Here is a 24,927-nt window from a genome sequence, read left to right as displayed (position 1 = left end):
GTCCGCGCGCCCGCCCCGGCGGCCCGTCCCCCACGTGACACGGATCTCGTTACGACGGCAAAGGTCACGGAAAAGGATCTTTAGTCTGAAATGAGGCGCACGTGACGTGCGCCGATGTCCCGATCCCGACCGAAGGGGGGCGTGCCCGGCTTGTCCGCACTCTGGGCATGGATAACGCTCGCGATCGCGATCACAGTCTCGGTGGTCCTGGTGGAGGGCATCAGAAGGCTGTTCGCCGGCCGGCTGTCGGCCCGGTGGCCGGGGGTGGGCGTCGCCGCACGGCACTGCACGCGCGCCGCCTTCGCCTTCGCCGCCGTCGTCAGCGCCAACGCGGCCATGCCGTACGACCTGCTGCCCGGGCGCGTCGAGGGGACGGTGGACCACGTCCTCAGCATCGGCGCGATCGGCGCGACCGTCTGGCTGGCGCTCCGCATCTTCTACTCGCTGACCGACCCGGCGCTGAACCGGCTGACCCGCATCGAGGGCGAGCGCAACCGGCGGGCCCGCCGGGCCCGCACGCAGATGCTGCTGCTCCGCCGGATCGCCGCCGCCATCGTGGTGATCATCGCGACCGGCATGGCGCTGTTCACCTTCCCGGCCGTCCGCGCGCTCGGCGCCGGGGTGCTCGCCTCGGCGGGCGTCGCCGGCCTGGTCGTCGGCATCGCCGCCCGCCCGGCCCTCGGCAACCTGTTCGCCGGGCTCCAGCTGGCCTTCAGCGACGCGATCCGGCTGGACGACGTCGTGGTCGTGGAGGGCGAGTGGGGCCGCGTCGAGGAGCTGACGCTGTCGTACGTCGTCGTGCAGATCTGGGACGAGCGGCGGCTCATCCTGCCGGTCTCCTACTTCACCGAGCGGCCGTTCGAGAACTGGACCCGCCACACCAGCCGCATCCTCGGCACCGTCATGCTGCACGTGGACTGGTCGGTCCCGGTGGAGGAGCTGCGCGCCGAGCTGTACCGGATGCTCCGGGAGAACCCGCTGTGGGACCAGCGCGAGTGGGTGCTCCAGGTCACCGACGTGCTGGACAACGGCATGATCCAGGTGCGCGCCCTGGTCAGCGCCGCCGACTCGGCGAGCGCCTTCGACCTGCGCTGCGACGTGCGCGAGCACCTGGTCACCTACATCCGCGACCACCACCCGCACGCGCTCCCCCGGCTCCGCGCCGAGCTGCCCGACCTGGAGCCGGTGCCCGACGCCGCCTGACCACCCGGTCACCCATCGTCGAGATGCGGCGTGTTGGGCACTTCGACGATCGAAAATGCCCAACACGCCGCATCTCGACGTCGGGAGGGTGGCCGTCAGGCCAGGGTGATCTGGCCGTTCTGAACGGTCACCTTCCGGGCCGGCAGCGGCTCCTCGGCCGGGCCGGACGCCACCGAGCCGTCCGCGATCTTGAACTTGCTGCCGTGGCAGGGGCACTCGATGAGGCCGCCCGCCACCGACCCGACGCTGCACCCCCGGTGCGTGCAGACGGCGCTGAACGCCTTGAACTCGCCCTTGGCGGGCTGGGTGACCACGATCTTCCGGTCCTTGAACACCTTGCCGCCGCCGACCGGCACGGCGCTCACCGCACCGAGCGCGGTCGCCGAGCCCCCGCCGCCGTCCGACGACGGGCCGCCGCCGGAGCCGCCGTCGCCGCCCGCGTCACCGCCGCCGGCGTCCCCGGAGTCGTCGGAGCCGCCGCAGGCCGCGAGCAGGCCGGCCGCGGCGACGACCCCGGCGCCGGCCAGCAGGCCGCGCCGGGTCGCCGCACCGTCCGGCCCCGGCCCCGTTCCGGTTCCGGTCTCCTCGGTCATCGCGTCGTGCTGGGCCATCGATCCTCCGCACAGGTTGGTGTCTCGCTGATCGGCTCCGCGTCACCGGTGAGTACGGACGCGGGCGCGGCCCGGTTCAGAAAAATCTTGAAAGTTCAAGCGACGGGCGGGGCCGCGGGTCAGGCGCCGACGATCCGGCCGCCCTCCACCCGCACCGGGTAGGCCGCCAGGCCCTTGTTCGCCGGGCCCCGCACGACCGAGCCGTCGGTCGCCGTGAAGTGGCTGCCGTGGCAGGGGCACTCGATGACGCCGTTCTCGATCTTGTCGACCAGGCAGCCCTGGTGAGGGCAGACGGCGGTGAACGCCTTGTAGGTGCCCTGGGCGGGCTGGGTGACCACGACCTTGAGGTCCTTGTTCACCGAGCCGCCGCCGACGGGCACGGCCGTCGCGGCGGCGAGCTCCTTGCCCTTCAGCCCGGCGGAGTCGGGCTCGTCGCCGCCGGAGGATCCGCAGCCCGCCAGGGCGACGGCGCCCGCCGCGGCGGCGGCGCCGGCGCAGCACAGCACCGCGCGGCGGCCGATCACGTCGTGGGCCGGGGCCGCGGCCCCGGTCGTCTCGATCTCGCTCATGGGCGATCATGTTCCCGCAACCGGCGGCGCGGCGCATGCACCCGCGCCCGGACGCCGCCCGCATGTCGGCGGGCGGCGTCCCGGACGGGGACGGTCAGCCGAGGACCTTGGCGAGGAACTGGCCGGTGTGGCTGCCCTCCACCCCGGCGACCTCCTCGGGCGTGCCGGTCGCCACGACGGTGCCGCCGCGCGAGCCGCCCTCGGGGCCCATGTCGATGACCCAGTCGGCCGTCTTGATGACGTCCAGGTTGTGCTCGATGACGATCACCGTGTTGCCCTTGTCGACCAGGCCGTTCAGCACGCCGAGAAGCTTGCGGATGTCCTCGAAGTGCAGGCCCGTGGTCGGCTCGTCCAGCACGTAGACGGTGCGGCCGGTGGACCGGCGCTGCAGCTCGGAGGCGAGCTTGACGCGCTGCGCCTCGCCGCCCGACAGCGTCGGGGCGCTCTGGCCGAGCCGCACGTAGCCGAGCCCGACCTCGTTCAGGGTGTGCAGGTGCCGGTGGATCGCCTTGATCGGCTCGAAGAAGGCGGTGGCCTCCTCGATCGGCATGTCCAGCACCTCGGCGATGGTCCTGCCCTTGTAGTGGACCTCCAGCGTCTCCCGGTTGTAGCGGGCGCCGTGGCAGACCTCGCAGGGCACGTAGACGTCCGGCAGGAAGTTCATCTCGATCTTGATCGTGCCGTCGCCCGCGCAGTTCTCGCAGCGGCCGCCCTTGACGTTGAAGGAGAAGCGGCCCGGCTGGTAGCCGCGGACCTTCGCCTCGGTCGTCTGCGCGAACAGCTTGCGGATGTGGTCGAACACGCCGGTGTAGGTGGCCGGGTTGGACCGCGGGGTGCGGCCGATCGGCGACTGGTCGACGTGCACGACCTTGTCGAGCTGGTCGACGCCGTTCACCCGCTTGTGCCGGCCGGGCACCGTGCGGGCGCCGTGCAGCTTCTTGGCGAGCGAGGTGTAGAGGATGTCGTTGACCAGGGTGGACTTGCCCGACCCCGACACGCCCGTGACGGCGGTGAACACCCCGAGCGGGAACGCGACGTCGACGTCCTTGAGGTTGTTCTGGGACGCGCCCTTGACGGTGATCTCGCGTCCCCTGGCGCGCGGCCGCCGGATCTTCGGGACGGCGATCTCGCGGCGCCCCGACAGGTACTGGCCGGTCAGCGAGTCCTCGGACGTCAGCAGCTCGTCGACGGTGCCCGACACCACGATCTCGCCGCCGTGCTCGCCGGCGCGCGGGCCGATGTCGACGACCCAGTCGGCGGCGGCGATGGTGTCCTCGTCGTGCTCGACGACGATCAGGGTGTTGCCCATGTCGCGGAGGCGCAGCAGCGTCTCCAGCAGGCGGTGGTTGTCGCGCTGGTGCAGGCCGATGGACGGCTCGTCCAGCACGTACAGGACGCCGACGAGGCCGGAGCCGATCTGGGTGGCCAGCCGGATGCGCTGCGCCTCGCCGCCCGACAGCGTCGCCGAGGCGCGGTCGAGGGACAGGTAGTCCAGGCCGACGTCCAGCAGGAACCCCAGGCGGGCGTTGATCTCCTTGAGGACCCGCTCGGCGATCTGCTTCTCGCGGTCGGTCAGCTCCAGCGCGAGCAGGAACTTGGCGCACTCGCCGATCGGCAGGGCCGAGACCTCGGCGATGGACCGGCCGCCCATGGTGACCGCGAGCACGTACGGCTTCAGCCGCGCGCCCTCGCACGTCGGGCAGGGGATCTCGCGCATGTAGCCCTCGAGCTTCTCGCGCGAGGAGTCGCTCTCGGACTCGGCGTGCCGCCGGTGGATGTAGGGGATCACGCCCTCGTAGGAGGTGTAGTACGACCGGGTGCGCCCGTAGCGGTTCTTGTAGCGGACGTGGACCTGGGTCTCGTGCCCGTTGAGGATCGCGCGGCGCGCCTTCAGCGGGAGCCGGTCCCACGGGGTGTCGAGGGTGAAGCCCATGGCGTCGGCGAGGGCCGACAGCAGGCGCAGGAAGTACTCGCTGACGTGGCCGCCCGACCACGGCTGGATCGCGCCCTCGGCGAGCGACAGCTCCCCGTCGGGGACGATCAGCTCGGGGTCGACCTCCATCCGGGTGCCGATGCCGGTGCACTCCGGGCAGGCGCCGAAGGGCGAGTTGAAGGAGAACGAGCGCGGCTCCAGCTCGTCGAACGACAGGTCGTCGTAGGGGCAGTAGAGGTGCTCGGAGTACATCCGGGTGCGGTTCTCGTCGCCCTCGTCCAGGTCGACGAAGTCCAGGACGATGGTGCCGCCGGCGAGGCCGAGCGCGGTCTCGACGGAGTCGGCGAGGCGCTGGCGGGCGCTCTGCTTCACCGAGAGCCGGTCCACCACGACCGAGATGTCGTGCTTCTCCTGCTTCTTGAGCGCGGGCGGCTCGTCCAGCCGGACCGCCCGCCCGTCGACCAGGGCGCGCGAGTAGCCCTTGGACTGCAGCTCGCGGAACAGCTCCAGGTACTCGCCCTTGCGGCCGCGGATGACCGGCGCGAGCACCTGGAACCGGGTGCCCTCGGCCAGCTCCAGCACCCGGTCGACGATCTGCTGCGGGGCCTGGCGGGTGATCGGCCGGGCGCAGATCGGGCAGTGCGGGTGGCCGATGCGCGCGTAGAGCAGGCGCAGGTAGTCGTAGACCTCGGTGATGGTGCCGACGGTCGACCGCGGGTTCTTGCTGGTGGACTTCTGGTCGATCGACACCGCCGGCGACAGGCCCTCGATGAAGTCGACGTCGGGCTTGTCCATCTGGCCGAGGAACTGGCGCGCGTAGGACGACAGGGACTCGACGTAGCGCCGCTGCCCCTCGGCGAAGATCGTGTCGAACGCCAGACTCGACTTGCCCGACCCGGACAGGCCGGTGAACACGATCATGGAGTCCCGCGGCAGGTCGAGCGAGACGTCCTTCAGGTTGTGCTCGCGTGCTCCACGCACGATGAGTCGGTCATGCACGGCGTTGTGTGGTCCTGTTCTGGGCTCGTAGAGATGGGACGGCCATCCGCTCGCAGGCTAGCCAGGGGGTACGACAGAACGTCCCCGGTCACATAACAGCGGCGGGGCGCGGCGCATTTCACGGCCGGTCCCACCCGTCCCTCGCGGACGTCCCGCCACGCGAAACCGTACACGTGTTCGAAGATCGGTCGCCACCGGAACCGGCCATAGCGCGCGTTCACGGCGCGTCCGGCCGGCCCGCGCGCCGGTCGGCCCGCGCCCCGGTCAGTACGCGGCGGCGGGGGCGGCGGCGAGGCCGGCGCGGTCCAGGACCCAGATCTCGCGGCGGCCGGTCTCGGCGGGGGCCTCGGGCGCGTGGTCCTCGGTGCGCTGGTGGCGGAAGCCGAGCTTGCGCGGGACGGCCGCGCTCGCGCGGTTGGCCCGGTCGCAGTGGATCTCCACGCGCTCGACGCCGGCCAGCCGGAACGCGGCGGCGGTGAGCAGCCCGGCGCCGGTGGTGGCGAGGCCGCGGCCGGTGCGGGCGCTGTGCACCCAGTAGCCGATCTCCAGGGCGCCGGGGCCGATGCGGGCGTGCAGGCCGACGGTGCCGATCGGGCGCTCGCCGGCCGCGTCCGCGGGGTCGAACATCAGGTAGACGAAGGACGCGCCCTCGTCCCACTCGCGGTGGCTGGTCGCGGCGAACTCGACCTGGGCGCTCTCGGCGGGCGGGTCGGTCGCCCAGGGCATCCACCGGTGCAGCTCGTCGTGGGAGGCGACGGCCGCCTCGTGCAGGGCGGGCGCGTCCGCGGGGCGCAGCCGCCGGAGCACGACGGCGGGATGCACGATGCGTTCGGGGGGCCGGGCGTTCTCCGATGGGCTCATGCTCCATCGTGGACGGCGGCGGCGGGGCCCGGCCACCGAATTACCGGCCGCGCCCCGCCGCATCCCGCTAGGCGTCGGCGCCCTCGTCGAAGGGCACCGTCACCGGGGCCTCGGTGACGGCGGGGGCGTCCTGCTCCTCGTGGACGAAGCGGCGGCCGCGCAGCGCCGAAGCGAGCGCGGCGATCAGCGACATGGCGATGGCCAGCGAGAACACGATGACCAGGCCGTGGTGGAACGGCCCCGCGATGAGGTGCGGGAAATAGGCGTGGCCGGTCAGGGTCGCGCGGTCGCCGGCGCCGAGGCCGTCCAGCGCCCCGGCCGGGCCGAGCAGGCTCTCGATCGGGTTGTAGCCGAGGAACGCGGCGAACAGCGTCCCGACGGGCGGCAGGTTCGCGATGCGGGAGGCGGTGGCCTGGTCGACGCCGTGCGCGGTGAGGCCGCTGGACAGGGTGGCGGGCAGCCGGTCGGCCAGGCCGGCGATCATCAGCGAGAAGAACACGCCGATGGACAGCACCATGCCGGCGTTCATGAAGGTGGCGCGCATGCCCGAGGCGACGCCGCGCTGGTCGGCGGGGACCGCGTTCATGATGGCGGTCGTGTTGGGGGCGGCGAACAGGCCCGAGCCGACGCCGTTGACGAAGATCAGCAGCGCGAACTGCCAGTAGGCGAAGTCGGTCGGGACGAGCAGCAGCCCGGCGAAGGCGGCGGCCGACAGCAGCAGGCCGCCGGAGGCGAAGGCGCGGGCGCCGTAGCGGTCCGACAGGTGTCCCGAGACCGGGCCGGCGACGAGGAAGCCGAGGGTGAGGGGCAGCAGGTAGATGCCGGCCCACAGCGGGGTGTCCTCGAAGTCGTAGCCGTGCAGCGGGAGCCAGATGCCCTGCAGCCAGATGATCAGCATGAACTGCATGCCGCCGCGCGAGACGGCGGCGAGCAGGCTCGCGGCGTTGCCGGCGCTGAACGCCCGGATGCGGAACAGGTCGAGGTGGAACATGGGCTGCTCCACCTTCGTCTCGATGACGCAGAACGCCGCGAGGACCGCGATGCCGCCGATGATGCCGGCGAGCACCCAGGGGTTCGTCCAGCCCATGTCGTGGCCGCCGTAGGGCTGGATGCCGTAGGTGATGGCGGCGAGCAGGGCGGTGAGGCCGGCGGCGAAGGCGACGTTGCCGAGCCAGTCGATCTTCGCGCCGGCCTTGCGGACGGCGGTCTCGACGAGGCTGCGGTAGGCCCAGACGGTGCCGGCGACGCCGATCGGCGCGGAGGCGAAGAACACCAGCCGCCAGTTGACCTCGCTGAGCAGGCCGCCCGCGACGAGGCCGAGGAAGGTCCCGGCGATGCCGGCGACCTGGTTGACGCCCATCGCCATGCCGCGCCGCCGCGCCGGGAAGGCGTCGGTGAGGATGGCGGCGGAGTTGGCCATGAGCATGGCGCCGCCGATGCCCTGGACGATCCGCCAGGCGATCAGCCAGACGGCGCCGCGGCCGCCGGTGAAGGGGTCCAGCGCCAGCACGACGGTGCCGAGGGTGAACACCGCGAAGCCGGCGTTGTAGATGCGGACCCGGCCGAACATGTCGCCGAGCCGGCCGAGCGTCACCACCAGCACCGCCGACACCAGCATGTAGCCCATGAGGATCCACAGCAGGTAGCCGACGTTGCCGGGTTCGAGCGGGTCCAGGCGGACGCCGCGGAAGATCGCCGGCAGGGAGATGATCACGATGGAGGAGTTCACGGTGGCCAGCAGCATGCCGAGGGTGGTGTTGCTGAGCGCGACCCAGGAGTAGTGCTTCGTGCGCACCAAGGGGCTCCCTCTGGACGGGAAGTGGTTACTTTGCCTAACTAATATTACGCCCCGGGCGGGTCGGCCGCGAAAGTACGGAATGGGTGTCCGTACGGTTACCTGTCGTCATCCAGTGCGAATCTCAGGTAGCGCTCCGCGCTGCGCCGGACCGCCGCCCGCCCGTCGGTCCGGACGACGCGCCGCCACCAGCCCCCGTACACGCGCGCGAAGTCGTGCCCCTCCAGCAGGCCGAGCGCGCGGCGCACGACGCGCGGCCGCTCGGGGATCAGATTCGGGTAGCTGTACATGAAACCGACCCAGTCGCGGTCGCTCACGACCTGGACGATGTCGCCGGACAGCAGCGCGCCCGCGCCGTCCTCGCCGTCCCGCCAGTGGAGCACCTGCCCGCCCGCGAAGTGGACACCGGCGTTGATCAGGGTGAGGCCGCCGCCGAGGTCGAACCGGTCCCCCGACCAGAACGCCACCGCGTCGTCGGCGCGCGGCAGCCACGCGCGGTCCTTCTCGTGCAGGTGGATCGGGGCGTCGAAGGCGTGCGCCCACTCCACCATCGACCCGTAGAAGTGCGGGTGGCTGACGGCGATGGCCCGGACGCCGCCGAGGTCGCGGACGGCGCGGACGGTCGCCTCGTCCAGGTGGCTCACCATGTCCCACAGCACGTTGCCGCCCGGCGTCCGCACGAGCAGCGCCCGCTGCCCGATGCCGGTGGAGGGCTCGGTGCCGATCCCGACGACGCCGGGGCCCTCGTCCTCGACGCGGCCGCGGTGCCCGGCGGCGCGCAGGCCGGCCAGGTCGGTCCAGCGCTGCCCGTCCCAGCCGACGTACTGGCGCTCGTCGAGGCAGATGGGGCAGTCGGGGCGGTCGTGGCCGTACTGCACGCCGCAGGTGACGCAGATCGGAAGGCTCATGCCCCCATTTTGTTCCCGCCGCAACGACGGCGGCCGGTACCGGCCACGGGCCGTACGCGCGGGACTACTCCCACGAGTGCCCGGCTTGTACCCGACACCGCACATATAACGCGTTGTTTCGGGGATGAAGGACGCGCCCACCCGCCGCAGCTCGACAGTTTGGACTCGGGGATGCGAAACGTAACCTCCGCACGACGTACAGGCAACGCTCCCGAAACCTCGCCGGGATGGACTGTCCACAAGGATCGATCAGAGGAGGGGAAGCCCGTGGCCCGACCGTCCGCCCACCCGGAGCTCCTGAGCGAGGTGCGGACGTCGTGAACCGCGAACCCGCACGCCGCCTGTTCCTGGCCCGCAACGGCGTCGCCGCCGGCCCCGCCCCCGTGGCGGTGCCCGCCCGGCCGCGCGTGGCCGTCCTGCCCGCCTCCGTGCGGCTCCGGCCCGAGGCCCTGGAGGACCCGGCCGAGGCGACGCTCGCCGAGGCCGCCTGGCTGATCCGCGAGGGGCTGCTCACGCCGGCCTCGCTCGTGGCCGCCTACCTGGCCCGCATCGACGCGCACGACAACCTCTACCAGGCGTACGCCGAGGTCCTCGCGGACGAGGCGCGCGCGGCCGCCGCCCGGCCCGCCGAGGGGCCGCTCGCCGGGCTGCCGATGGTCGCCGGCGACTCCTTCGCCGCCGAGCGGCTGCGCGCCGCGGGCGCGATCGTGCTCGGCACCGCGAGCACCACCACCGCCAACGCCTGGGCGCCGATCAACCCGGCCCGCGACGCCGGCACCGCCTGCGCGGTCGCCGCGCGGCTCGCCGTCGCCGGCGTCGGCACGGCCCGCACCGGCGGCGTGCTGCCGCCCGCGCTGCGGCAGAACCTCACCGCGATCCGCCCGACGATGGGCCGCAGCCTCGCGCACGGCCGCGACGTCGCCGGCCCGCTCGCCCGCGACGCCATGGACGCCGCGATGGTGCTGTCGGTGCTCGCCGGTCCCGACCCGCACGACCCGCGCACGCTCGGCCTGCCGCCGCTGCCCGACCTGGTGCGCGCCGCGACGCCGATCCGCCGGGCCAAGCGGGTGCGGCTGCGCCGCCCGACCTGGATCGGGGTGCCCGCCGACTACCCGCGCACGCCCGCGCACAAGGAGTTCCTCGCGACGCTGGAGCGCATCGGCGGGGTACGGCTCCGCGAGGTCGCCTACCCGCAGGGCTGGGACCTGCTGTCGGGTCCCTTCACCGACGGCCGGCCCGCCGAGCGCGCCAAGGCGCACCTGCTGCGCGAGCTGCTCCTGGAGGGCGCACTGGAGAGCTGCGACCTGCTGCTCCAGCCCGGCCCGACGCCGTTCGCGGCGCTCGGCCTGCCCGAGGCGGCCTTCCCGATCGGGTTCGACGCGACCGGGATGCCGGTCGGCACCATCCTCGGCGGCGGCCCCTACGAGGAGGACCGGCTGCTGGAGGTCGTCGCCGCCTACCAGGCCGAGACGTCCTGGCACCTGCGCCGCCCGGCCGACCCCCCGCAGATCATGCGCGCCCCCGCGCGCGGCCCGCTGACCGCCGTCCGGTCGGCGTGACGCGCGGCGCTCCGGCGAGGACGGCCCAGCCGTCACCGCCGGAGCCGGGCGCGTCCTGACGCGCCCGCCCCCGCTCCCCGTTCCGCCGTCAGTCGGTGTCGAGCCACTGCTCGATCGCGCGGATGCGGCGGGCGCAGTCGTCGGCGCCGGCCTGGTCGCCCTCGGCCAGGCAGGCGTCGCGCAGCCGGCTCAGCGCGTCGTGCCGGCCGCGGTGGTCGCCCATGTCGCGGCGCAGCTCGATCTCGGCGCGGAACTGCTCGGCCGCGGCCGCGTGCTCGCCGCGGTGCTGGAGGGCGCCGCCCATGACGTGGCGGGCGCCCGCGAGCTCGCGGGCGTCGCCGAGCTCGGTGGCGAGGTCCAGGGCCTGGCGGCCGGTGGCGAGGGCGGCGGTGTCGTCGCCGAGGGCCAGGTGGATGGCGGCGAGGTGGACCAGGGCGGTGCTCTCGCCGTGCCGGTCGCCGACCTCGCGGAGCAGCCGCAGGGCGTCGCGCTCGGCCTTCAGCGCCTCGGTGTGGCGGCCGGTGCCGCGCAGCACGACCGCGACGGTGTCGGTGCCGACGCCCATCCCGTACCAGTCGCCGATCTCGCGGCGGACGGCGAGGGCCTGCGCGGCGGCCCGCTCGGCCTCCTCGGGCAGGCCGAGCCGCAGGTAGGTGCGGGCGAGGCTGCCGAGGGTGCCGGCGAGGCCGGCCTTCGCGCCGAGCCGGTGCCAGAGGTCCAGCGCCTCCAGGCCGAGGACGAACGACTCCTCGTGCCGCCCCATCCGGCGCATCACGATCGCCAGGTGCTCCAGGTCGTGGGCTTCGCCGTGCTGGTCGCCGATCTCGCGGCGGATCTCCAGGGCGCGCACCAGGTGCTCGCGGGCCTCGCGGTGGCGGCCGAGGCGCCAGTGCACGATGCCGAGCTCCGACAGCGCCTCGGCCTCGCCCTGCCGGTCGCCGGTGTCGCGGTGCAGGGCCAGGGCCTGCCCGAGGTAGGTGAAGGACGCGGCGAAGCGGGCGTCCTCGTAGGACAGGCGGCCGAGGGTGGCGAGGGCGCGGGCCTCGCCGGGGCGGGCGCCGAGCATCCGGTAGGAGCGCAGCGCCTGCTCGCCGTCGCGGCGGGCCAGGTCGCGCATGCCGAGCGCGGTGTACATGCGGGCGAGCTCGGTGAGGGCCTGCGCGGTGCCGAACCGGTCGGCCTGCTCCTGGCGGATCGCCAGCGCCTCCAGCCCGAACGAGACGGCGTGGTGGACCGAGCCGCGGCGGCGCCGCACCTGCGACAGCGTCAGCAGCGTCTCGGCGACGCCGTGCGGGTCGTTCAGGTCGCGGCGCAGTTCGAGGGCGTGCCGGGCGTGCCGCTCGGCCGGCGGGTAGTCGGCGAGGGCGTTGTGAGCGCGGGCGAGGGTCTCGTGGGCGCGGGCGACGCCGGCCCGGTCGCCGAGCGCCACGTGCAGGTCCAGGGAGCGGCTCGCGTGCACGATCGCCGACGGGTAGCGGCCGAGCGCCACGTGCACGTCGGCGAGGGTGGCGAGGGTGACGGCCTCGCCGTGGCGGTCGGGCGGCTCGACCGACCGGAAGCCGCGGCGGGCGTCCTCGCCGTAGGCGATGGCCTGCAGCGACCGGCCCTGCTGGGCGTGCGCGACGGCGAGGGCGTGCATCATGACGGCGGCGGCGCCCCAGTCCTCCTCGGCGCGGGCGGCGCGCAGCCCGGCCTGGTGGACGGCGATGACGTCGTCGCTGTAGCGGCGGAAGTCCTGGAGGTCGAACAGCGCGTCGGCGAGCTCCCAGCAGGTGCGGTGCAGGCCGAGGCGGGCCGCCTGGTGGACGGCGGCGACCAGGTTGCGGCGCTCGGCCTCGAACCAGGAGACGGCCGCCGCCCGCGCCCCCGCGGCGGGCGGCGCCGTCCCCTCCCCCGCCGCGGCGGGGCGCGGCGAGCGGTCCAGCGCGGGCCGGCGGCGGGCGCCGAGGGCGGCGCCCGCGGCGCGCGCCTCGGCCAGGTAGCCGGCCAGCAGGCGGCGCTGCGCGGCGAGGCGGTCGCTGTCGAGGTCCTCGGCGAGGCCGCGCTCGCGGGCGAAGTCGCGCAGCAGGTCGTGCAGCCGGTACCGGCCGGGCCCGACCTCCTGGACGAGGTAGGTCTGGCGGAACGCGGCGAGGGCGGCGCGGGCGTCGGCGGCGGGCCGCCCCGTGAGGGCGGCGAGCGCGGCGGGCGTGAAGTCGGGCCCGGCGAGCAGGCCGAGCCGCCGGAACGCGGCGCGGTGGTCGCGGCGCAGCCCCCGGTAGGCCAGCTCGAACGTCGGGCTGAGCAGGGCGTGCAGGCCCGGCGGGCCGGGCCCGGCGAGGACCCCGGCGGGCGCGGGCGCGTCGCTGACGGCGAGCTCCTTGACCGTCGCGGCGATGGAGTCGGCGGGGTTGTCGGCGAGGCGGCCCGCCACCACCGCGAGCGCCAGCGGCAGCAGCCCGCACTGCTCGGCGAGGCGGACGGTGGCGCGGCCCTCGTCGCGGACCCGCCGGTCGGCCGGCCCGAGCACCGCCGCGATCATCTCGACGGCCTCGTCGGGCGCCATCTCGCGCAGCTCCAGCGTCCGCACGTCGGCGCCCTCCAGCAGGTTCGGCATCCGCCGCTGGGTGGTGACGACGACCATGCCCGCGTCGGTCGCGGCGGCCAGCGGCCGGACCTGCCCGACGTCGGCGGCGTTGTCCAGGATCAGCAGCATGCGGCGGCCCGCCAGCAGCGACCGGCACTGCGCGGCGAGCTCGTCCTCGGCGCGCGGCAGCAGGTCGCCGGGGACGCCGAGGCCGCGCAGCACCTGCCCCATCGCCTCGGCGGGGGTCGCCGGGGCCGGGCCGGTGCCGCGCAGGTCGGCGAAGACCACGCCGTCGGGGAAGCGGTGCGCGGTGCGGTGCGCCCAGTGCAGCGCCAGCGTCGTCTTGCCGATGCCCGCCATGCCCTCGATGACCACGCCGCGCGGCGGCACCTCCTGCGACAGCAGCAGGTCGAGCTTGCCCAGGCTGACGGTGCGGCCGGTGAAGAACGGCTTGTCGTCGGGCAGCCGCACCGGGCGCCGCGCCGCCGCGCCGGGCGGCGCGTCCAGCGGGACCTGCACGCGGCCCGCCAGCGTCGCGTGCGGGGCGGGCCGCCCGGCGGGCTCCAGCGCGGCGTCGGACCACTCGTCGCCCCAGGGGCTCGCGGCGTTGCGCAGGCCGTCGGGGTCCAGGATCGTCAGCGGGCGGAGCGCGCGGTCGAGGATGCCGCGGTTGCGCCAGATCCGGAACCAGCGGACCAGGGTCTCGCGGGAGATGCCCGACCAGTTGGCGAGCTCGGCCTGGCTGAGGCGCTGCGGGACGCGGACCTCGTCGCCGAACCGCTCGCCGAAGCGGTGCCCGAGCTCCAGCAGGTGGTAGGCCAGGCGGCGCGGGTGCTCGGCCGAGGACACGGCGGCGCGGCGGCCCGACAGGTCCGCCGAGCGCGCCACGCCCTCCATCATCGCCTCGGTGACACGCGGGTTGGCGGCGAGCAGGTCGCCGAACCGGCCGCGGTCGACGCGGAGGACGGTGAGGCGCTCCAGGGCGGCGACCGAGCCGCGCTGCGGGTGGCCCCAGGGGGCGAGCGCGCCGATGAGGTCGCCGGCGCCGAACAGCTCGATGATCGACTCGTCGCCCTCGCTGGACAGCACGTACTCCTTGGCGAGGACGGTGCTGGCGATGCGCCCCCGGAACAGCACGTACACGCCGGAGGCGAGCGCGCCCTGATGGCAGAGCAGGCCGTCGGCGGGGATCTCTGCGCGCCGTCCCATCGCCCGCAGCGCCTGCCGGTCGTCGGGAGCCAGCCGCTGCCAGAAACTGCCCGGCCGGGCGTCGTGCTCGTCGAGCACCCGGTCCTCCCCTCCGACGTCGTCCCCCGTCGCCGCCTCCATGGTGGAACGGGCCGGGCCGGCGTTCCGCCAGAAAGGACACGCATGGGGTGCGTCGCGTGACGCAAACGGGTGCCGGGGCGCGCGATGGTGGACACTGTCCGGGGAACGTCCACCAGGAGGGCCGATGAGCTACACGGGAAACGTCGAGCCGGGCGGCCGGGCCGACGTGCGGGAACTGCCGGGCCTGACCGTTGCCAAGGCGTCGGTCGGCCCCTACGACAACAACGCCTACCTGCTGCGCTGCACCGCGACGGGCGAGCAGCTGCTGATCGACGCGGCCAACGACGCGGCGCGGCTGCTGGAGCTGGTCGGGGACGGCCCGCTCGACCGGATCGTCACCACCCACCGGCACCAGGACCACTGGATGGCGCTGGCCGAGGTCGCGGCCGCGACGGGCGCGTCCGTCGTCGCCCATCCGCACGACGCGGAGGCGCTGCCGCTGCCGGTCGCCGAACCCGTCGAGCAGGGCGGCACGGTGCGGGTGGGCCGGGCGGTCCTGGAGGTGATCCACCTGCGCGGCCACACGCCCGGGTCGATCGCGCTGCTGTACGACGCCGGCGGCGACCTCGCCGACCGGCCGCACCTGTTCACCGGCGACAGCCTGTTCCCCGGCGGCGTCGGCAACACCTGGGGCGACCCGACGCTGTTCCAGCAGCTGGTGTCGGACGTCGAGGAGCGGGTCTTCGACCGGCTCCCGGACGCGACGTGGTTCTACCCCGGCCACGGCAAGGACTCCACGCTCGGCCGCGAGCGCCCGTCCCTGCCCGAATGGCGCAAGCGCGGCTGGTGACACCCCTCGCGGCCGGGCGGGCGGGGGTTTCGGCCCGCGCACCTGTGGGCGGCGGTGCGCGGGCGGCTTGCGGCGGTCGGGCCCCGGTCGGTCCGGGGCCGGATCAGTGGAAGATGCTCACACCGCCCGGGCCCACCAGGAGGCCGACGACGATGAGGACGATGCCCCAGAGCAGGTCGCGGCGCGCCACGATGACGTAGATGCCCGCGATGACCAGAACGACTGCGATGAGCCACAGGATGGTGTACATGCCGCCGTACTCCCCGCGGGCAAAGGGGACAAACAACTCCGCGCAAAGTCGCAGGACAGAGCACCCGCGGGGCCGCGCGCACACGTTCACGAGGGCCCCGCGGAGGGGTCTCGGCGGGCCCGGCGCAGGGCGCTGAACCAGCGGACGGCGCGCGCCGTCCCGGCGATGTCGGTGCCGAGGCGGCGCGAGCCGGCGCAGGCGACGTCCCCGAGGTCGACGACGGGCGCGGCGGCGCCCCGGGAGCGCCGGGCCGCGCGGCGCGTCAGAGGGTGAGGCCGGTGAGGATCAGGGTCCGCTCCTCGGTGTAGTCGGCCATGGCGGCCGCCGGGCCCTCGCGGCCGACGCCGGAGTCCTTCACGCCGCCGTAGGGCATCTGGTCGGCGCGGTAGGAGGGGACGTCGCCGATGACGGCGCCGCCGACCTCCAGCTCGCGGTGCGCGCGGAACGCCACGTCCAGGCTACGCGTGAACACGCCCGCCTGCAGGCCGAACGCCGAGTCGTTGACCAGCGCGAACGCCTCGTCCACGCCGTCGACGACCTGCACGGCGAGGACCGGGCCGAAGACCTCCTGGCGCAGCACCTTGGCGCCGGCGGGGACGTCCGCGAGCACGGTCGGCGCGTAGGTGGCGCCGTCGCGCTTCCCGCCGGTGAGGACGGTGGCGCCCGCGGCGACGGCCTCGTCCACCCACGCCTCGACGCGCTCGGCCGCCTCGACCGACACCAGCGGGCCGACCTGCGTCGCGTCGTCCCACGGGTCGCCGGTGACCAGGCCGCCGACGGCCTCGACGAGCTTCGGGGTGAACTCCTCGGCGACCGCCCGGTCGACGTAGACCCGCTGGACGGCGATGCAGCTCTGCCCGGCCTGGTAGTTGGAGAACAGGCCGATGCGGGACGCGGCCCAGTCCAGGTCGGCGTCGGCCAGCACGACGGCCGCGGCGTTGCCGCCGAGCTCCAGCGTGACGTGCTTGCGCGGCACCCGGTCGTTGATGGCCCAGCCGACCGGGACCGAGCCGGTGAACGACACGACGGGCAGGCGCGGGTCGTCCACCAGCGCGGACGCGCGGTCGTTCGGCACCGGCAGCACCGACACCATCCCGGCGGGCAGGGCGGTCTCGGCGGCGAGCTCGCCGAGGACCAGCGCCGACAGCGGGGTGGCCGGGGCGGGCTTCACCACGATCGGGGCGCCCGCCGCGATCGCCGGCGCCACCTTGTGGGCCGTCAGGTTCAGGGGGAAGTTGAACGGGGCGATGCCGAGCACCGGGCCGCGCGGGACGCGGCTGGTGTAGGCGATCCGGCCCTGGCCGCCGGGGTCGGTGTCCAGGCGCTGGACGACCGGCGCGGCCCGGCGCGCCTCCTCGGCGGCGATGCGGAACACCGACACCGCGCGCTGCACCTCCGCGCGCGCCCACAGCAGCGGCTTGCCGTTCTCCCCGGTGATCAGCCGGGCGATCTCCTCGGCGCGCTCGGCGAGCCGCCGCGAGATGTGCGTCAGCGCCTCGGCGCGCACGTGCACCGGCAGCGCGGCGGCCTCGGCGCGGACGGCGTCCGCGGCGGCGACCGCCTCCTCCACCTGGGCCTCGGTGGGGACGGCGACGACGGCCACCTCGCGGCCGTCGAAGGGGTGGGTCACCGCGAGCGTCTCGGTGCCGGTCGCGGCCCGGCCGGCCAGCCAGAAGGGAGTCACGTTCATGCCCCCGACGCTAGCCCTTCGCCGCCCCCGTCCGCCTCGCCACCGTGTCCAACCGGCCCGCCCCGGCTGGCCGTCCCGGCGAGCCCGGCGCGCGGCCGTCCGGGGTTCGCGTGCCTGCCCGGACGCGGTGCTGCCTAGACTTCGGGGACCAGCCGACGACGAAGGGTGACGCCATGGCGCAGCAGGTTCGCGGGGTCATCGCCCCGGGCAGGGGCGAGCCGGTCCGGATCGAGACGATCATCGTGCCGGACCCGGGGCCCGGCGAGGCCGTGGTGAAGGTCCAGGCGTGCGGGGTGTGCCACACCGACCTGCACTACAAGCAGGGCGGCATCAACGACGACTTCCCGTTCCTGCTCGGGCACGAGGCCGCCGGGATCGTGGAGTCGGTCGGCGCGGGCGTCACCGAGGTCGCGCCCGGCGACTTCGTCGTCTTGAACTGGCGGGCGGTGTGCGGGCAGTGCCGCGCCTGCACGCGGGGCCGCCCCTGGTACTGCTTCAACACCCACAACGCCAAGCAGAAGATGACCCTGGAGGACGGCACCGAGCTGTCCCCGGCGCTGGGGATCGGGGCGTTCGCGGACAAGACGCTGGTGGCCGCCGGGCAGTGCACCAAGGTCGACCCGGCCGCCAAGCCCGAGGTCGCCGGGCTGCTGGGCTGCGGCGTCATGGCCGGGCTGGGCGCGGCCATCAACACCGGCAATGCCCAGCGCGGCGACTCGGTCGCGGTCATCGGCTGCGGCGGCGTCGGCGCCGCAGCCGTCCTGGGAGCGCGGCTGGCCGGCGCCGCCAAGATCATCGCGATCGATCTGGACGAGCGCAAGCTCGCCACCGCGCAGAATCTGGGCGCCACGCACACCGTGCACGCCAAGGACACCGACGTCGTCAAGGCCGTGCAGGAGCTGACCGGCGGTTTCGGCGCCGACCTGGTCATCGACGCCGTCGGGCTGCCCGCCACCTACGAGCAGGCGTTCTACGCCCGCGACCTGGCCGGGACCGTCGTGCTCGTCGGCGTCCCCACCCCCGAGATGAAGATCGAGCTGCCGCTGATCGACGTGTTCGGGCGCGGCGGGTCGCTGAAGTCCTCCTGGTACGGCGACTGCCTGCCCTCCCGCGACTTCCCCATGCTCATCGACCTCTACCTCCAGGGCCGCCTGGACCTGGACGCCTTCGTCACCGAGACCATCGACCTGGACGGCATCGAGGCCGCGTTCGACAAGATGCACCACGGCGACGTCCTGCGCTCGGTGGTGATCCTGTAATGGCCGCCCGCATCGACCACCTGGTCACCTCCGGCACGTTCTCCCTCGACGGCGGCACCTGGGACGTCGACAACAACGTGTGGATCGTCGGCGACGACACCGAGGCGATCGTCATCGACGCCGCCCACGACGCCGCCGCCATCCGGGACGCCCTCGGCGGGCGGACGCTGCGCGCGATCGTGTCCACCCACGGCCACGACGACCACGTCGACGCCGCCCCCGCCCTCGCCGACGCCACCGGCGCCCCCATCTGGCTGCACCCGGCCGACCTGATGCTGTGGAAGCGCAAGCACCCCGAGCGCGAGCCGGACGCCGCGCTGTCCGACGGGCAGGTCATCGAGATCGGCGGGACGGCGCTGACCGTCCTGCACACCCCCGGCCACAGCCCCGGCGCCGTCTGCCTGCACGCCCCCGCCCTGGGCACCGTGTTCTCCGGCGACACCCTGTTCCAGGGCGGTCCCGGCGCGACGGGGCGGTCCTTCTCCGACTTCCCGACGATCATCACCTCGATCCGGGAGCGGCTGCTCACCCTGGCGCCCGAGACGGTCGTCCGCACCGGCCACGGCGACAGCACGACCATCGGCGACGAGGCCCCGCACCTGGAGGAGTGGATCGCCCGCGGCCACTGAGCCCGGCCATGGTGACGCGAATGTCGCCTTCGCGGGACATCCGCCGCGAAAGGCGGCACCCGCGAGGGTCTGCGGCATAGTGTCCCCTGGACATCCGATGATCGAGGGGGCGCGATGCGGCCGAGGCGACCGCGGACCGTGGCGGCACTGCTGGCGGGCGGGACGCTGGCGGCGGGCTGCGGGACGGCGTCCGGCGCGCCGCCCGAGGGGATGCTGAGCCTCGCTCCCCCGTCCGCGCCCGCGCCCGCCGCGGAGGCGGGCGACCGGGCGGCGGCGTCCCCGCCCGCCGCGCCGCGGGCGCCGGTGCGGCCGCTCGGCAAGCGCGGCGCGTGGCGCGTCACCACCTACTTCACCGCCGTCGAGAGCTACTACAAGGGCCGCCCGCAGGCGGTGCGGGGCTGCCCGAAGCTGCACTGCACGCGGGGCGGGACGCCGCTCGGGTCCTACCCGGCCGACTTCCTCAAGGTGATCCAGACCGAGGGCAGCGGCCGCATCACCGCCGGCCCCCGGAAGGGCCGCTACCTCAACTGGTCGCACAGCGTCGGCTGGTGGCTCGACACCGCCACCCGCGACTCGGGGGCCCGCCCGCTGCGCCCGTGGGGGTCGGCGGCCGCCGACAAGGACGTCCTCACGCGCGGGCGGCGGTTCGTGGTGGCCGACTGCGGGCGGCAGGAGAACGGCAGGCCCGTCCCGGCCAAGGTCTGCGCCGCGTTCCGGCGGGCGTCCTGGACGGTGACGGACCTGTTCCGGCCCGGCTACGGCGGGCAGCACCACGCCGACGTCTACATCGGCGAGGAGACCGGCCCCGGTTTCCGCCGGTACTACACGACGCTGCTCGGCGCGACGCTCGGCGCCGCCTGAGCCTCGGGCAGCGGCGCGGCGAGCGTCGTCGGCTCGTCGCGGCCGCGCAGCACCACCTGGTCGCCGGGCGCCCAGCGCGCCGCCTCGTCGGGGTCGGCGGCCTCCACCAGGCGCGCGGCGGCGAGCACCCGCGCGTCGGTGGTCTTGGCGAGGTCGGTGAGGCGGGCGGCCTCGTTCACCGGGTCGCCGATCACCGTGTACTCGAAGCGCTCCTCGGCGCCGATGTGGCCGGCGACGGCCTCGCCCGCCGAGACGCCGACGGCGGCGCCGAGGCCGGGCACCTCGCCGCGGAGCCGGGCGGCGAGCTCGCGGGCGGCGGCGAGGGCGCGGCCCTCGGCGCCGGGCAGGTCCAGCGGCGCCCCGAAGATCGCCAGGGCGGCGTCGCCCTCGAACTTGTTGATCCAGCCGCCGTGCGCGCCGACGACCTCGACGACGACGGCGAAGAACGCGTTGAGCAGCGCGACGACCTCGGCGGGCGGCCTCCCGGCGGCGAGCCGGGTGGAGCCGATGACGTCGACGAACAGCACGGCGACGCGGCGCTGCTCGCCGCCGAGGTCGATGCCGCGCTCCAGCGCGACCCGGGCGACGTCCGCGCCGACCTGGCGGCCGAACAGGTCCTGGAGGCGGGCGTGCTCGCGCAGCCCGGCGGCCATGTGGTTGAACCCGGCCTGCAGCAGCCCGATCTCGCTGGCGTCGTAGACCGGGACCTGGACGTCCAGGTCGCCGCGCTCGATCCGGGCGAGGCCGAGCCGGACCGACTCGACGGGGTCGGCGGTGGCGCGGGCCGCGCCGTAGGTGACGAGGCAGCCGGCGAGCAGCGCGGCGCCGGCGAGGGCGAGCACGGCGAGCGCGAGGTCGCCGACGGTGACGCCGGGCGTCACGAACGCCCCGGCGGCGAGGACGATCAGCCCGAGCAGCGGGACGGCGGTGCCGAGGCCCCAGGCGAGCACCGAGCGGGCGACCACGCCGGGCAGGCCGGTGCGGCCCGGCACGGCGTTGCGGAGGGCGGTGGTGACGGCGCGGCGGAGCAGCCGCTCGGCCAGCAGGTACACGATGGCGCAGGTGGTGACGCCGCCGAGCAGGCTCGTCAGGCCGAGCTTGACGGCGAGCAGCGCCGAGAACGGCGCGTTGATGACGACCCAGGCGACGGTCCCGACGCACCAGAGCGCCAGGTGCGTCGCCATCAGCCGGACCGGCGCGTACAGCAGCAGCACGCGCTCGCGCCGGTCGGGCTCGCGGTGCGAGACCACCGCCCGGTTCACGCGGCGGAAGAACCGGGCGCCGAGCACCAGCCCGACCGGGACCGCCAGCACCACGTAGGTGGTGAACAGGGCGAGGTTGACGGCGCGCAGGTGGCCGGGGACCGTTCCGGCGGGGTCGGGCACGAGGACGGTGAACAGCAGCACCACCAGGGCGCCGCCGAGGTTGGCGAGCGCCGCCGCGACGATCACCAGGGCGCGGGCGCGCCGCGCCACCTGGGACCGCGAGTCGCCGGGCAGGCCGTCGATGAGCCGCCACAGCAGCCCGGAACGGGCCTCCGAAGGCGCCGTTCCGGGGGTGTCCATGACGCAGGAGACTAGCCGAGCCCCACCACTGTTCCGTACATCACACCCACAACTCCCCAAACACGACACCCGCCCCGTCCCACACCAACCGCCAGCACCGGCACCGTCGCACCCGCATCTCCAGACGACCACCCGGTCATCGAACGTTGACTTGCGGCGTGTTGGGCTCTTGAAACGTTTCAAGAGGCCAACACGCCGCAAGTCAACGAGGGGTGACCGAGTGGTCATGGGCGGGAGCCGGGGACGGGAGGGGGCGTTAGGGGCGGACGGGGTCGAGGAGGCGGTGGGGTTCGGAGAGGGCGCGGGTGATGGGGTCGTCGCGCCATTCGGCGTCCATGCCGGGGCCGGGGCGGATCTCCCAGTCCTCGACGGCGGGGTGCGCGCCGCAGGCGGTGCAGGCGCCCTCGGAGTCGATGCGGGCGGCGCAGGCGGCGTGGAAGAACAGCCGGCAGGGGCCCGCGTCGGAGAAGTTGTCGGCGCCCCACCGCGAGAGCAGGTGGATGACCGGCCAGAGGCCGCGACCCATCGGGGTGACGGCGTACTCCTGGCCCTCCTTGGACAGGACGCCGTCGCGGACGAGCGCGGCGAGGCGGGCCGAGAGGACCGCGCGCGGGACGTCCAGGTGGATCTGGAAGTCGCTGAAGCGCCGCACCCCGAAGAAGACGTCCCGCAGGATCAGCAGCGTCCACCGCTCCCCCACGATCTCCAGGGCGCGCGCGAGCGAGCAGTTCTGCCCGGAGTAGTCCTTGCCGAGTGCCATGGCCCCAGATTACCCCCCGGACGGTTCAATGAACGAACCAGACGTGTTACGGTCGTGCCGCAGGCCGGTTCGTTCATTGAACCTGCCGGTGTCCCGAGGATCGAGGAGCCCGCATGACCACCCTGGCGTCCGCCCGCGCCGCCCGGTCCGCACCCGCCGCCCCCGCGGCCGTGCTCGGGCTGACCAGCGCCGCGACCCTGCTCGCGCTGATGAACTACACCGCGCCGTTCGCGGTGCTCGCCGACACCGCCGCCGGCCTGCACGCCGGCGCCACCGCCCGCGTCTGGCTGATGAGCTCGATCAGCCTCGGCCTCGCCGCCGCGCTGCTCACCGTCGGCAGCCTCGCCGACGACCACGGCCGCCGCCGGGTGTTCACCGCCGGCGCGCTGCTGCTCGCCGCCTCCAGCGCCGCCTGCGCCCTCGCCACCACCCCCGCCGTCTTCGTCGCCGGCCGGATCGTGCAGGGCGCCGCGAGCGCCGCGCTGCTCGCCGCCGGGCTCGGCACCCTCGGCGCAGTCTTCACCGGCGCCGAGCGGGTCCGCGCGACCGGCGTGTGGGGCGCCATGGTCGGCGCGGGCATCGCGCTCGGGCCGGTCGCCGCCGCCCTGCTCACCCTCGCCGGCTGGCGCCTCTGGTACGGCGCGGCGGCCGTCGCGTCGCTGGCCCTCGCCTCCGCCGCGCGGGCGCTGCCGGAGTCGCGCGCCGCCGTGCGGCGCGGCCTGGACCTGCCCGGCGCGCTCACCATGACCGGCGGCGTCGCCGCGCTGCTCACCGCCGTCACCCTCGGGCGGACCGGCTGGACGCGGCCGCCCGTCCTCGCCCTGCTCACCGCGGCCGCCGTCCTGCTCGCCGCGTTCGCGCTGGTCGAGGCCCGGCACCGGGCGCCGATGCTGGACCTGGCGCTGCTCCGGCACCGCCCGTTCGTGCTGTCGGTCGCCGCCGCCCTGATCACCGGCCTCGGGATCATCGGGGTGATGAGCTACCTCGCCACCGTCTTCCACACCGGGTTCGGGTACAGCCCGCTCGCGGGCGCGCTGCTGCTCGCCGTCTGGTCGGGCCTGTCGTTCCTGTTCGCGCTCCAGGCCCGGCGGCTGCCCGCCCGCTTCACCGCCGGGCGGCTGCTCGCCGCCGCCCTGGTGATCAGCGCGGCCGGCGAGTTCGCGCTGCTCGGCCTGTCCCCCGGCACGCCCTGGTGGCGGCTGCTGCCCGGCCTGGTGATCGCCGGGGCCGGCAGCGGCCTCGGCAACGCGATGCTCGCCCGCGTCGCGGTGGAGAGCGTCCCGCCCGAGCGCGTCTCGGTCGGCTCGGCCGCCAACAACACCGCCCGCTACATCGGCGCCGCGCTCGGCGTCGCGGCCGTCGTCGCCGTCGCCGCGACGGCGGGGACGGCCTCCAGGGCCGCGCTGGTGCACGGCGCCGACACCGCGATGCTGGTGTCCGCGCTCGTGTGCCTGGCGGGCGCCGCCCTGGCGGCCGTCCTCACCGACTGACCCTCAGTCGTGGAAGCCGCGCGCGGCGAGGCGGGCGGCCATGGCGCGGGCGTCCCGCTCGTGCCGGGCGAGGCCGGACGACGCCGGGGCGGCGTTGTGCAGGTCCCAGTACACCGCGATCGCGCCGCCCTGGCGGACCGCCACCGCCCGCTGCACCTGCCCGTCGGCCGCGTAGTCCAGGCGGACCGCCTCGTCCCCGAAGGCCGGATGGGCCACCTTGATGCCGCGGCAGGTCGCGGCGAGGCGGACGATCCGCGCCATCGTCAGGCGCGCGGACCCGGCGCCGTCGAAGATCAGCACCTGCTCGCCGCGCTCGGTGGTCGTCGCCTCGTTGCCCGGCTCGGCGTTGCCGTTGTAGGCCAGGTCGAACCGGCGGACGACGCCGTCGATGTCGTCGGCCCACGGATCGGGCTCCTCCTCGGTCCCGCCGCTGCACGCGGGCACGTTCAGCCCGCCGTCGTCGGACGACCAGCGCTCCGGGTCGCGCGCGGCGGCCGCGGCGTAGAGCAGGTCGGACCGCACCATCTCGCCCTGCGGCCGCGCCGACGCGGTGGGCGGGGCGGACGGCGTCGCCGTCACCGGCGGCCGCGCCCCGGCCGTCCCGTGCACCAGCAGCGTCCCCGACCCGGCGGCGACCACCGCGGCCACGGTCACCGCCGCGACGCGGGCCCGGGCGCGGCGCCGGGCGCGCCGCACGATCTCCCGCCCGTCGGGGGCCACGACGCCCCCGGCCACGTCCCGGCGCAGGTCCTCGAACGCCTCGTCGATGTCAAACACGCCCGGCCTCCTCGCGCTCGCCGTCGTCCAGCAGTTCCGCCAGCCGCTGCCGCCCGCGCGACAGGCGCGCCTTGACGGTCCCCTCCGCGACGCCCTCGCGGGCGGCGATCTCGGCGACCGGATAGCCGCCCATGTGGTGCAGCACGATCGCCCGCCGCTGCGGCTCGGGCAGCCGGGACAGCGCGGCGACGAGCGCCACCGAGTTCTCCCCCGGCGGCGCCACCGGCGGCGGCGGACCGTGCCGGAGCTGCCCGGTGAGGGCGCTGCGCGCGCGCCGCCAGCGGCTCACCGCGAGCCGGTACCCGACGCGCGCCACCCACGCCCGCGGCTGGTCGTAGGCGCTGATGCGCCGCCACCGCGCCCAGGCGCGGGTGAACGCCTCCTGGGCGACCTCCTGCGCCTCCGCGAGGCTCCCCGTGTACGCGTACAACTCCGCCACCAGCCCTGGATAGGCAGCGCGGTAGAAGTCCGCGAACCCTGCTTCGTCCGCCACCTGGCCTCCTCTTCGCCGTCGCGGGATACA

At 74.9% G+C, this 24,927-nt stretch carries 20 protein-coding genes; 7 read left to right on the top strand and 13 right to left on the bottom strand.

The window, feature by feature from the left end; translation table 11 throughout:
* The first annotated feature begins 201 nt into the window (after positions 1–201).
* Positions 202–1,203 carry a mechanosensitive ion channel family protein gene (locus K1Y72_RS12575; RefSeq protein ID WP_308287032.1) on the top strand — a complete coding sequence of 334 codons (1,002 nt, stop codon included), beginning with the start codon at positions 202–204 and terminating at the stop codon, positions 1,201–1,203.
* A gap of 95 nt (positions 1,204–1,298) precedes the next feature.
* Here K1Y72_RS12575 and K1Y72_RS12570 read toward each other — a convergent pair whose 3' ends face one another.
* The 6 genes from K1Y72_RS12570 to K1Y72_RS12545 all read right to left on the bottom strand — a co-directional run bounded on the left by K1Y72_RS12570 (position 1,299) and on the right by K1Y72_RS12545 (position 8,879).
* Positions 1,299–1,814, bottom strand: coding sequence for a Rieske (2Fe-2S) protein (locus tag K1Y72_RS12570; RefSeq protein WP_258572350.1), 516 nt, complete (start codon positions 1,812–1,814; stop codon positions 1,299–1,301).
* A gap of 119 nt (positions 1,815–1,933) precedes the next feature.
* Positions 1,934–2,383 carry a Rieske (2Fe-2S) protein gene (locus tag K1Y72_RS12565; protein WP_220166283.1) on the bottom strand — a complete coding sequence of 150 codons (450 nt, stop codon included), beginning with the start codon at positions 2,381–2,383 and terminating at the stop codon, positions 1,934–1,936.
* 94 nt (positions 2,384–2,477) lie between these two features.
* Positions 2,478–5,315 carry an excinuclease ABC subunit UvrA gene (uvrA, locus tag K1Y72_RS12560; protein WP_220166281.1) on the bottom strand — a complete coding sequence of 946 codons (2,838 nt, stop codon included), beginning with the start codon at positions 5,313–5,315 and terminating at the stop codon, positions 2,478–2,480.
* A gap of 264 nt (positions 5,316–5,579) precedes the next feature.
* Positions 5,580–6,176: a GNAT family N-acetyltransferase gene (locus K1Y72_RS12555; RefSeq protein WP_220166279.1), complete on the bottom strand. Its 597-nt coding sequence runs from the start codon at positions 6,174–6,176 to the stop codon at positions 5,580–5,582.
* 67 nt (positions 6,177–6,243) lie between these two features.
* Positions 6,244–7,971 carry an MFS transporter gene (locus tag K1Y72_RS12550; protein ID WP_220166277.1) on the bottom strand — a complete coding sequence of 576 codons (1,728 nt, stop codon included), beginning with the start codon at positions 7,969–7,971 and terminating at the stop codon, positions 6,244–6,246.
* Positions 7,972–8,069: 98 nt separating this feature from the next.
* Complete coding sequence (locus K1Y72_RS12545) at positions 8,070–8,879, bottom strand: MBL fold metallo-hydrolase (RefSeq protein WP_220166275.1); 810 nt, start codon at positions 8,877–8,879, stop codon at positions 8,070–8,072.
* Between the two features lie 317 nt (positions 8,880–9,196).
* Between K1Y72_RS12545 and K1Y72_RS12540 the strand changes: the two genes are divergently transcribed.
* The gene (locus tag K1Y72_RS12540) at positions 9,197–10,438 is read left to right on the top strand and encodes an amidase family protein (protein ID WP_220166273.1); all 1,242 of its coding nucleotides are present in this window, start codon (positions 9,197–9,199) and stop codon (positions 10,436–10,438) included.
* Between the two features lie 88 nt (positions 10,439–10,526).
* Here the strand turns inward: K1Y72_RS12540 and K1Y72_RS12535 are convergent, their stop codons facing one another.
* Positions 10,527–14,333, bottom strand: coding sequence for a tetratricopeptide repeat protein (locus tag K1Y72_RS12535; protein WP_220166271.1), 3,807 nt, complete (start codon positions 14,331–14,333; stop codon positions 10,527–10,529).
* 124 nt (positions 14,334–14,457) lie between these two features.
* Here K1Y72_RS12535 and K1Y72_RS12530 point away from each other — a divergent pair, with 124 nt between their 5' ends.
* On the top strand, positions 14,458–15,123 hold the full coding sequence (locus tag K1Y72_RS12530; protein WP_220166269.1) for an MBL fold metallo-hydrolase: 666 nt from the start codon (positions 14,458–14,460) through the stop codon (positions 15,121–15,123).
* A 103-nt stretch (positions 15,124–15,226) separates the two neighbouring features.
* Here the strand turns inward: K1Y72_RS12530 and K1Y72_RS12525 are convergent, their stop codons facing one another.
* Positions 15,227–15,373, bottom strand: a complete 147-nt coding sequence (locus K1Y72_RS12525; protein WP_220166268.1) for a GPGG-motif small membrane protein — start codon at positions 15,371–15,373, stop codon at positions 15,227–15,229.
* Between the two features lie 262 nt (positions 15,374–15,635).
* The gene (locus tag K1Y72_RS12520) at positions 15,636–17,063 is read right to left on the bottom strand and encodes an aldehyde dehydrogenase family protein (protein WP_220166267.1); all 1,428 of its coding nucleotides are present in this window, start codon (positions 17,061–17,063) and stop codon (positions 15,636–15,638) included.
* Positions 17,064–17,236: 173 nt separating this feature from the next.
* Between K1Y72_RS12520 and K1Y72_RS12515 the strand changes: the two genes are divergently transcribed.
* The 3 genes from K1Y72_RS12515 to K1Y72_RS12505 all read left to right on the top strand — a co-directional run bounded on the left by K1Y72_RS12515 (position 17,237) and on the right by K1Y72_RS12505 (position 19,812).
* The gene (locus K1Y72_RS12515) at positions 17,237–18,322 is read left to right on the top strand and encodes an S-(hydroxymethyl)mycothiol dehydrogenase (protein ID WP_220166266.1); all 1,086 of its coding nucleotides are present in this window, start codon (positions 17,237–17,239) and stop codon (positions 18,320–18,322) included.
* Positions 18,322–18,951, top strand: a complete 630-nt coding sequence (locus K1Y72_RS12510; protein ID WP_220166265.1) for an MBL fold metallo-hydrolase — start codon at positions 18,322–18,324, stop codon at positions 18,949–18,951. The genes K1Y72_RS12515 and K1Y72_RS12510 overlap by 1 nt, the downstream gene beginning before the upstream one ends.
* Before the next feature lie 138 nt (positions 18,952–19,089).
* On the top strand, positions 19,090–19,812 hold the full coding sequence (locus tag K1Y72_RS12505; RefSeq protein ID WP_308287031.1) for a hypothetical protein: 723 nt from the start codon (positions 19,090–19,092) through the stop codon (positions 19,810–19,812).
* Here the strand turns inward: K1Y72_RS12505 and K1Y72_RS12500 are convergent.
* Positions 19,773–21,377, bottom strand: a complete 1,605-nt coding sequence (locus tag K1Y72_RS12500) for an adenylate/guanylate cyclase domain-containing protein (RefSeq protein WP_220166264.1) — start codon at positions 21,375–21,377, stop codon at positions 19,773–19,775. The two genes, K1Y72_RS12505 and K1Y72_RS12500, sit on opposite strands and share 40 nt — an antisense overlap.
* Positions 21,378–21,633: 256 nt before the next feature.
* On the bottom strand, positions 21,634–22,137 hold the full coding sequence (locus K1Y72_RS12495) for a winged helix-turn-helix transcriptional regulator (protein ID WP_220166263.1): 504 nt from the start codon (positions 22,135–22,137) through the stop codon (positions 21,634–21,636).
* A gap of 113 nt (positions 22,138–22,250) precedes the next feature.
* On the opposite strand from K1Y72_RS12495, the gene K1Y72_RS12490 reads away from it, so the two are divergent.
* Positions 22,251–23,627: an MFS transporter gene (locus tag K1Y72_RS12490; protein ID WP_220166261.1), complete on the top strand. Its 1,377-nt coding sequence runs from the start codon at positions 22,251–22,253 to the stop codon at positions 23,625–23,627.
* 3 nt (positions 23,628–23,630) lie between these two features.
* Here K1Y72_RS12490 and K1Y72_RS12485 read toward each other — a convergent pair whose 3' ends face one another.
* Complete coding sequence (locus K1Y72_RS12485) at positions 23,631–24,404, bottom strand: hypothetical protein (RefSeq protein WP_220166259.1); 774 nt, start codon at positions 24,402–24,404, stop codon at positions 23,631–23,633.
* Positions 24,397–24,897: an RNA polymerase sigma factor gene (locus tag K1Y72_RS12480; protein ID WP_220166257.1), complete on the bottom strand. Its 501-nt coding sequence runs from the start codon at positions 24,895–24,897 to the stop codon at positions 24,397–24,399. Before K1Y72_RS12480 ends, K1Y72_RS12485 begins: the two co-directional genes overlap by 8 nt.
* Positions 24,898–24,927: the final 30 nt, after the last annotated feature.

This window comes from Actinomadura parmotrematis, assembly GCF_019458805.1.
Lineage (GTDB): Bacteria > Actinomycetota > Actinomycetes > Streptosporangiales > Streptosporangiaceae > Spirillospora > Spirillospora parmotrematis.
Note: the sequence above shows the minus strand (reverse complement) of the source record. Positions and strands in the feature narration are given on the sequence as shown.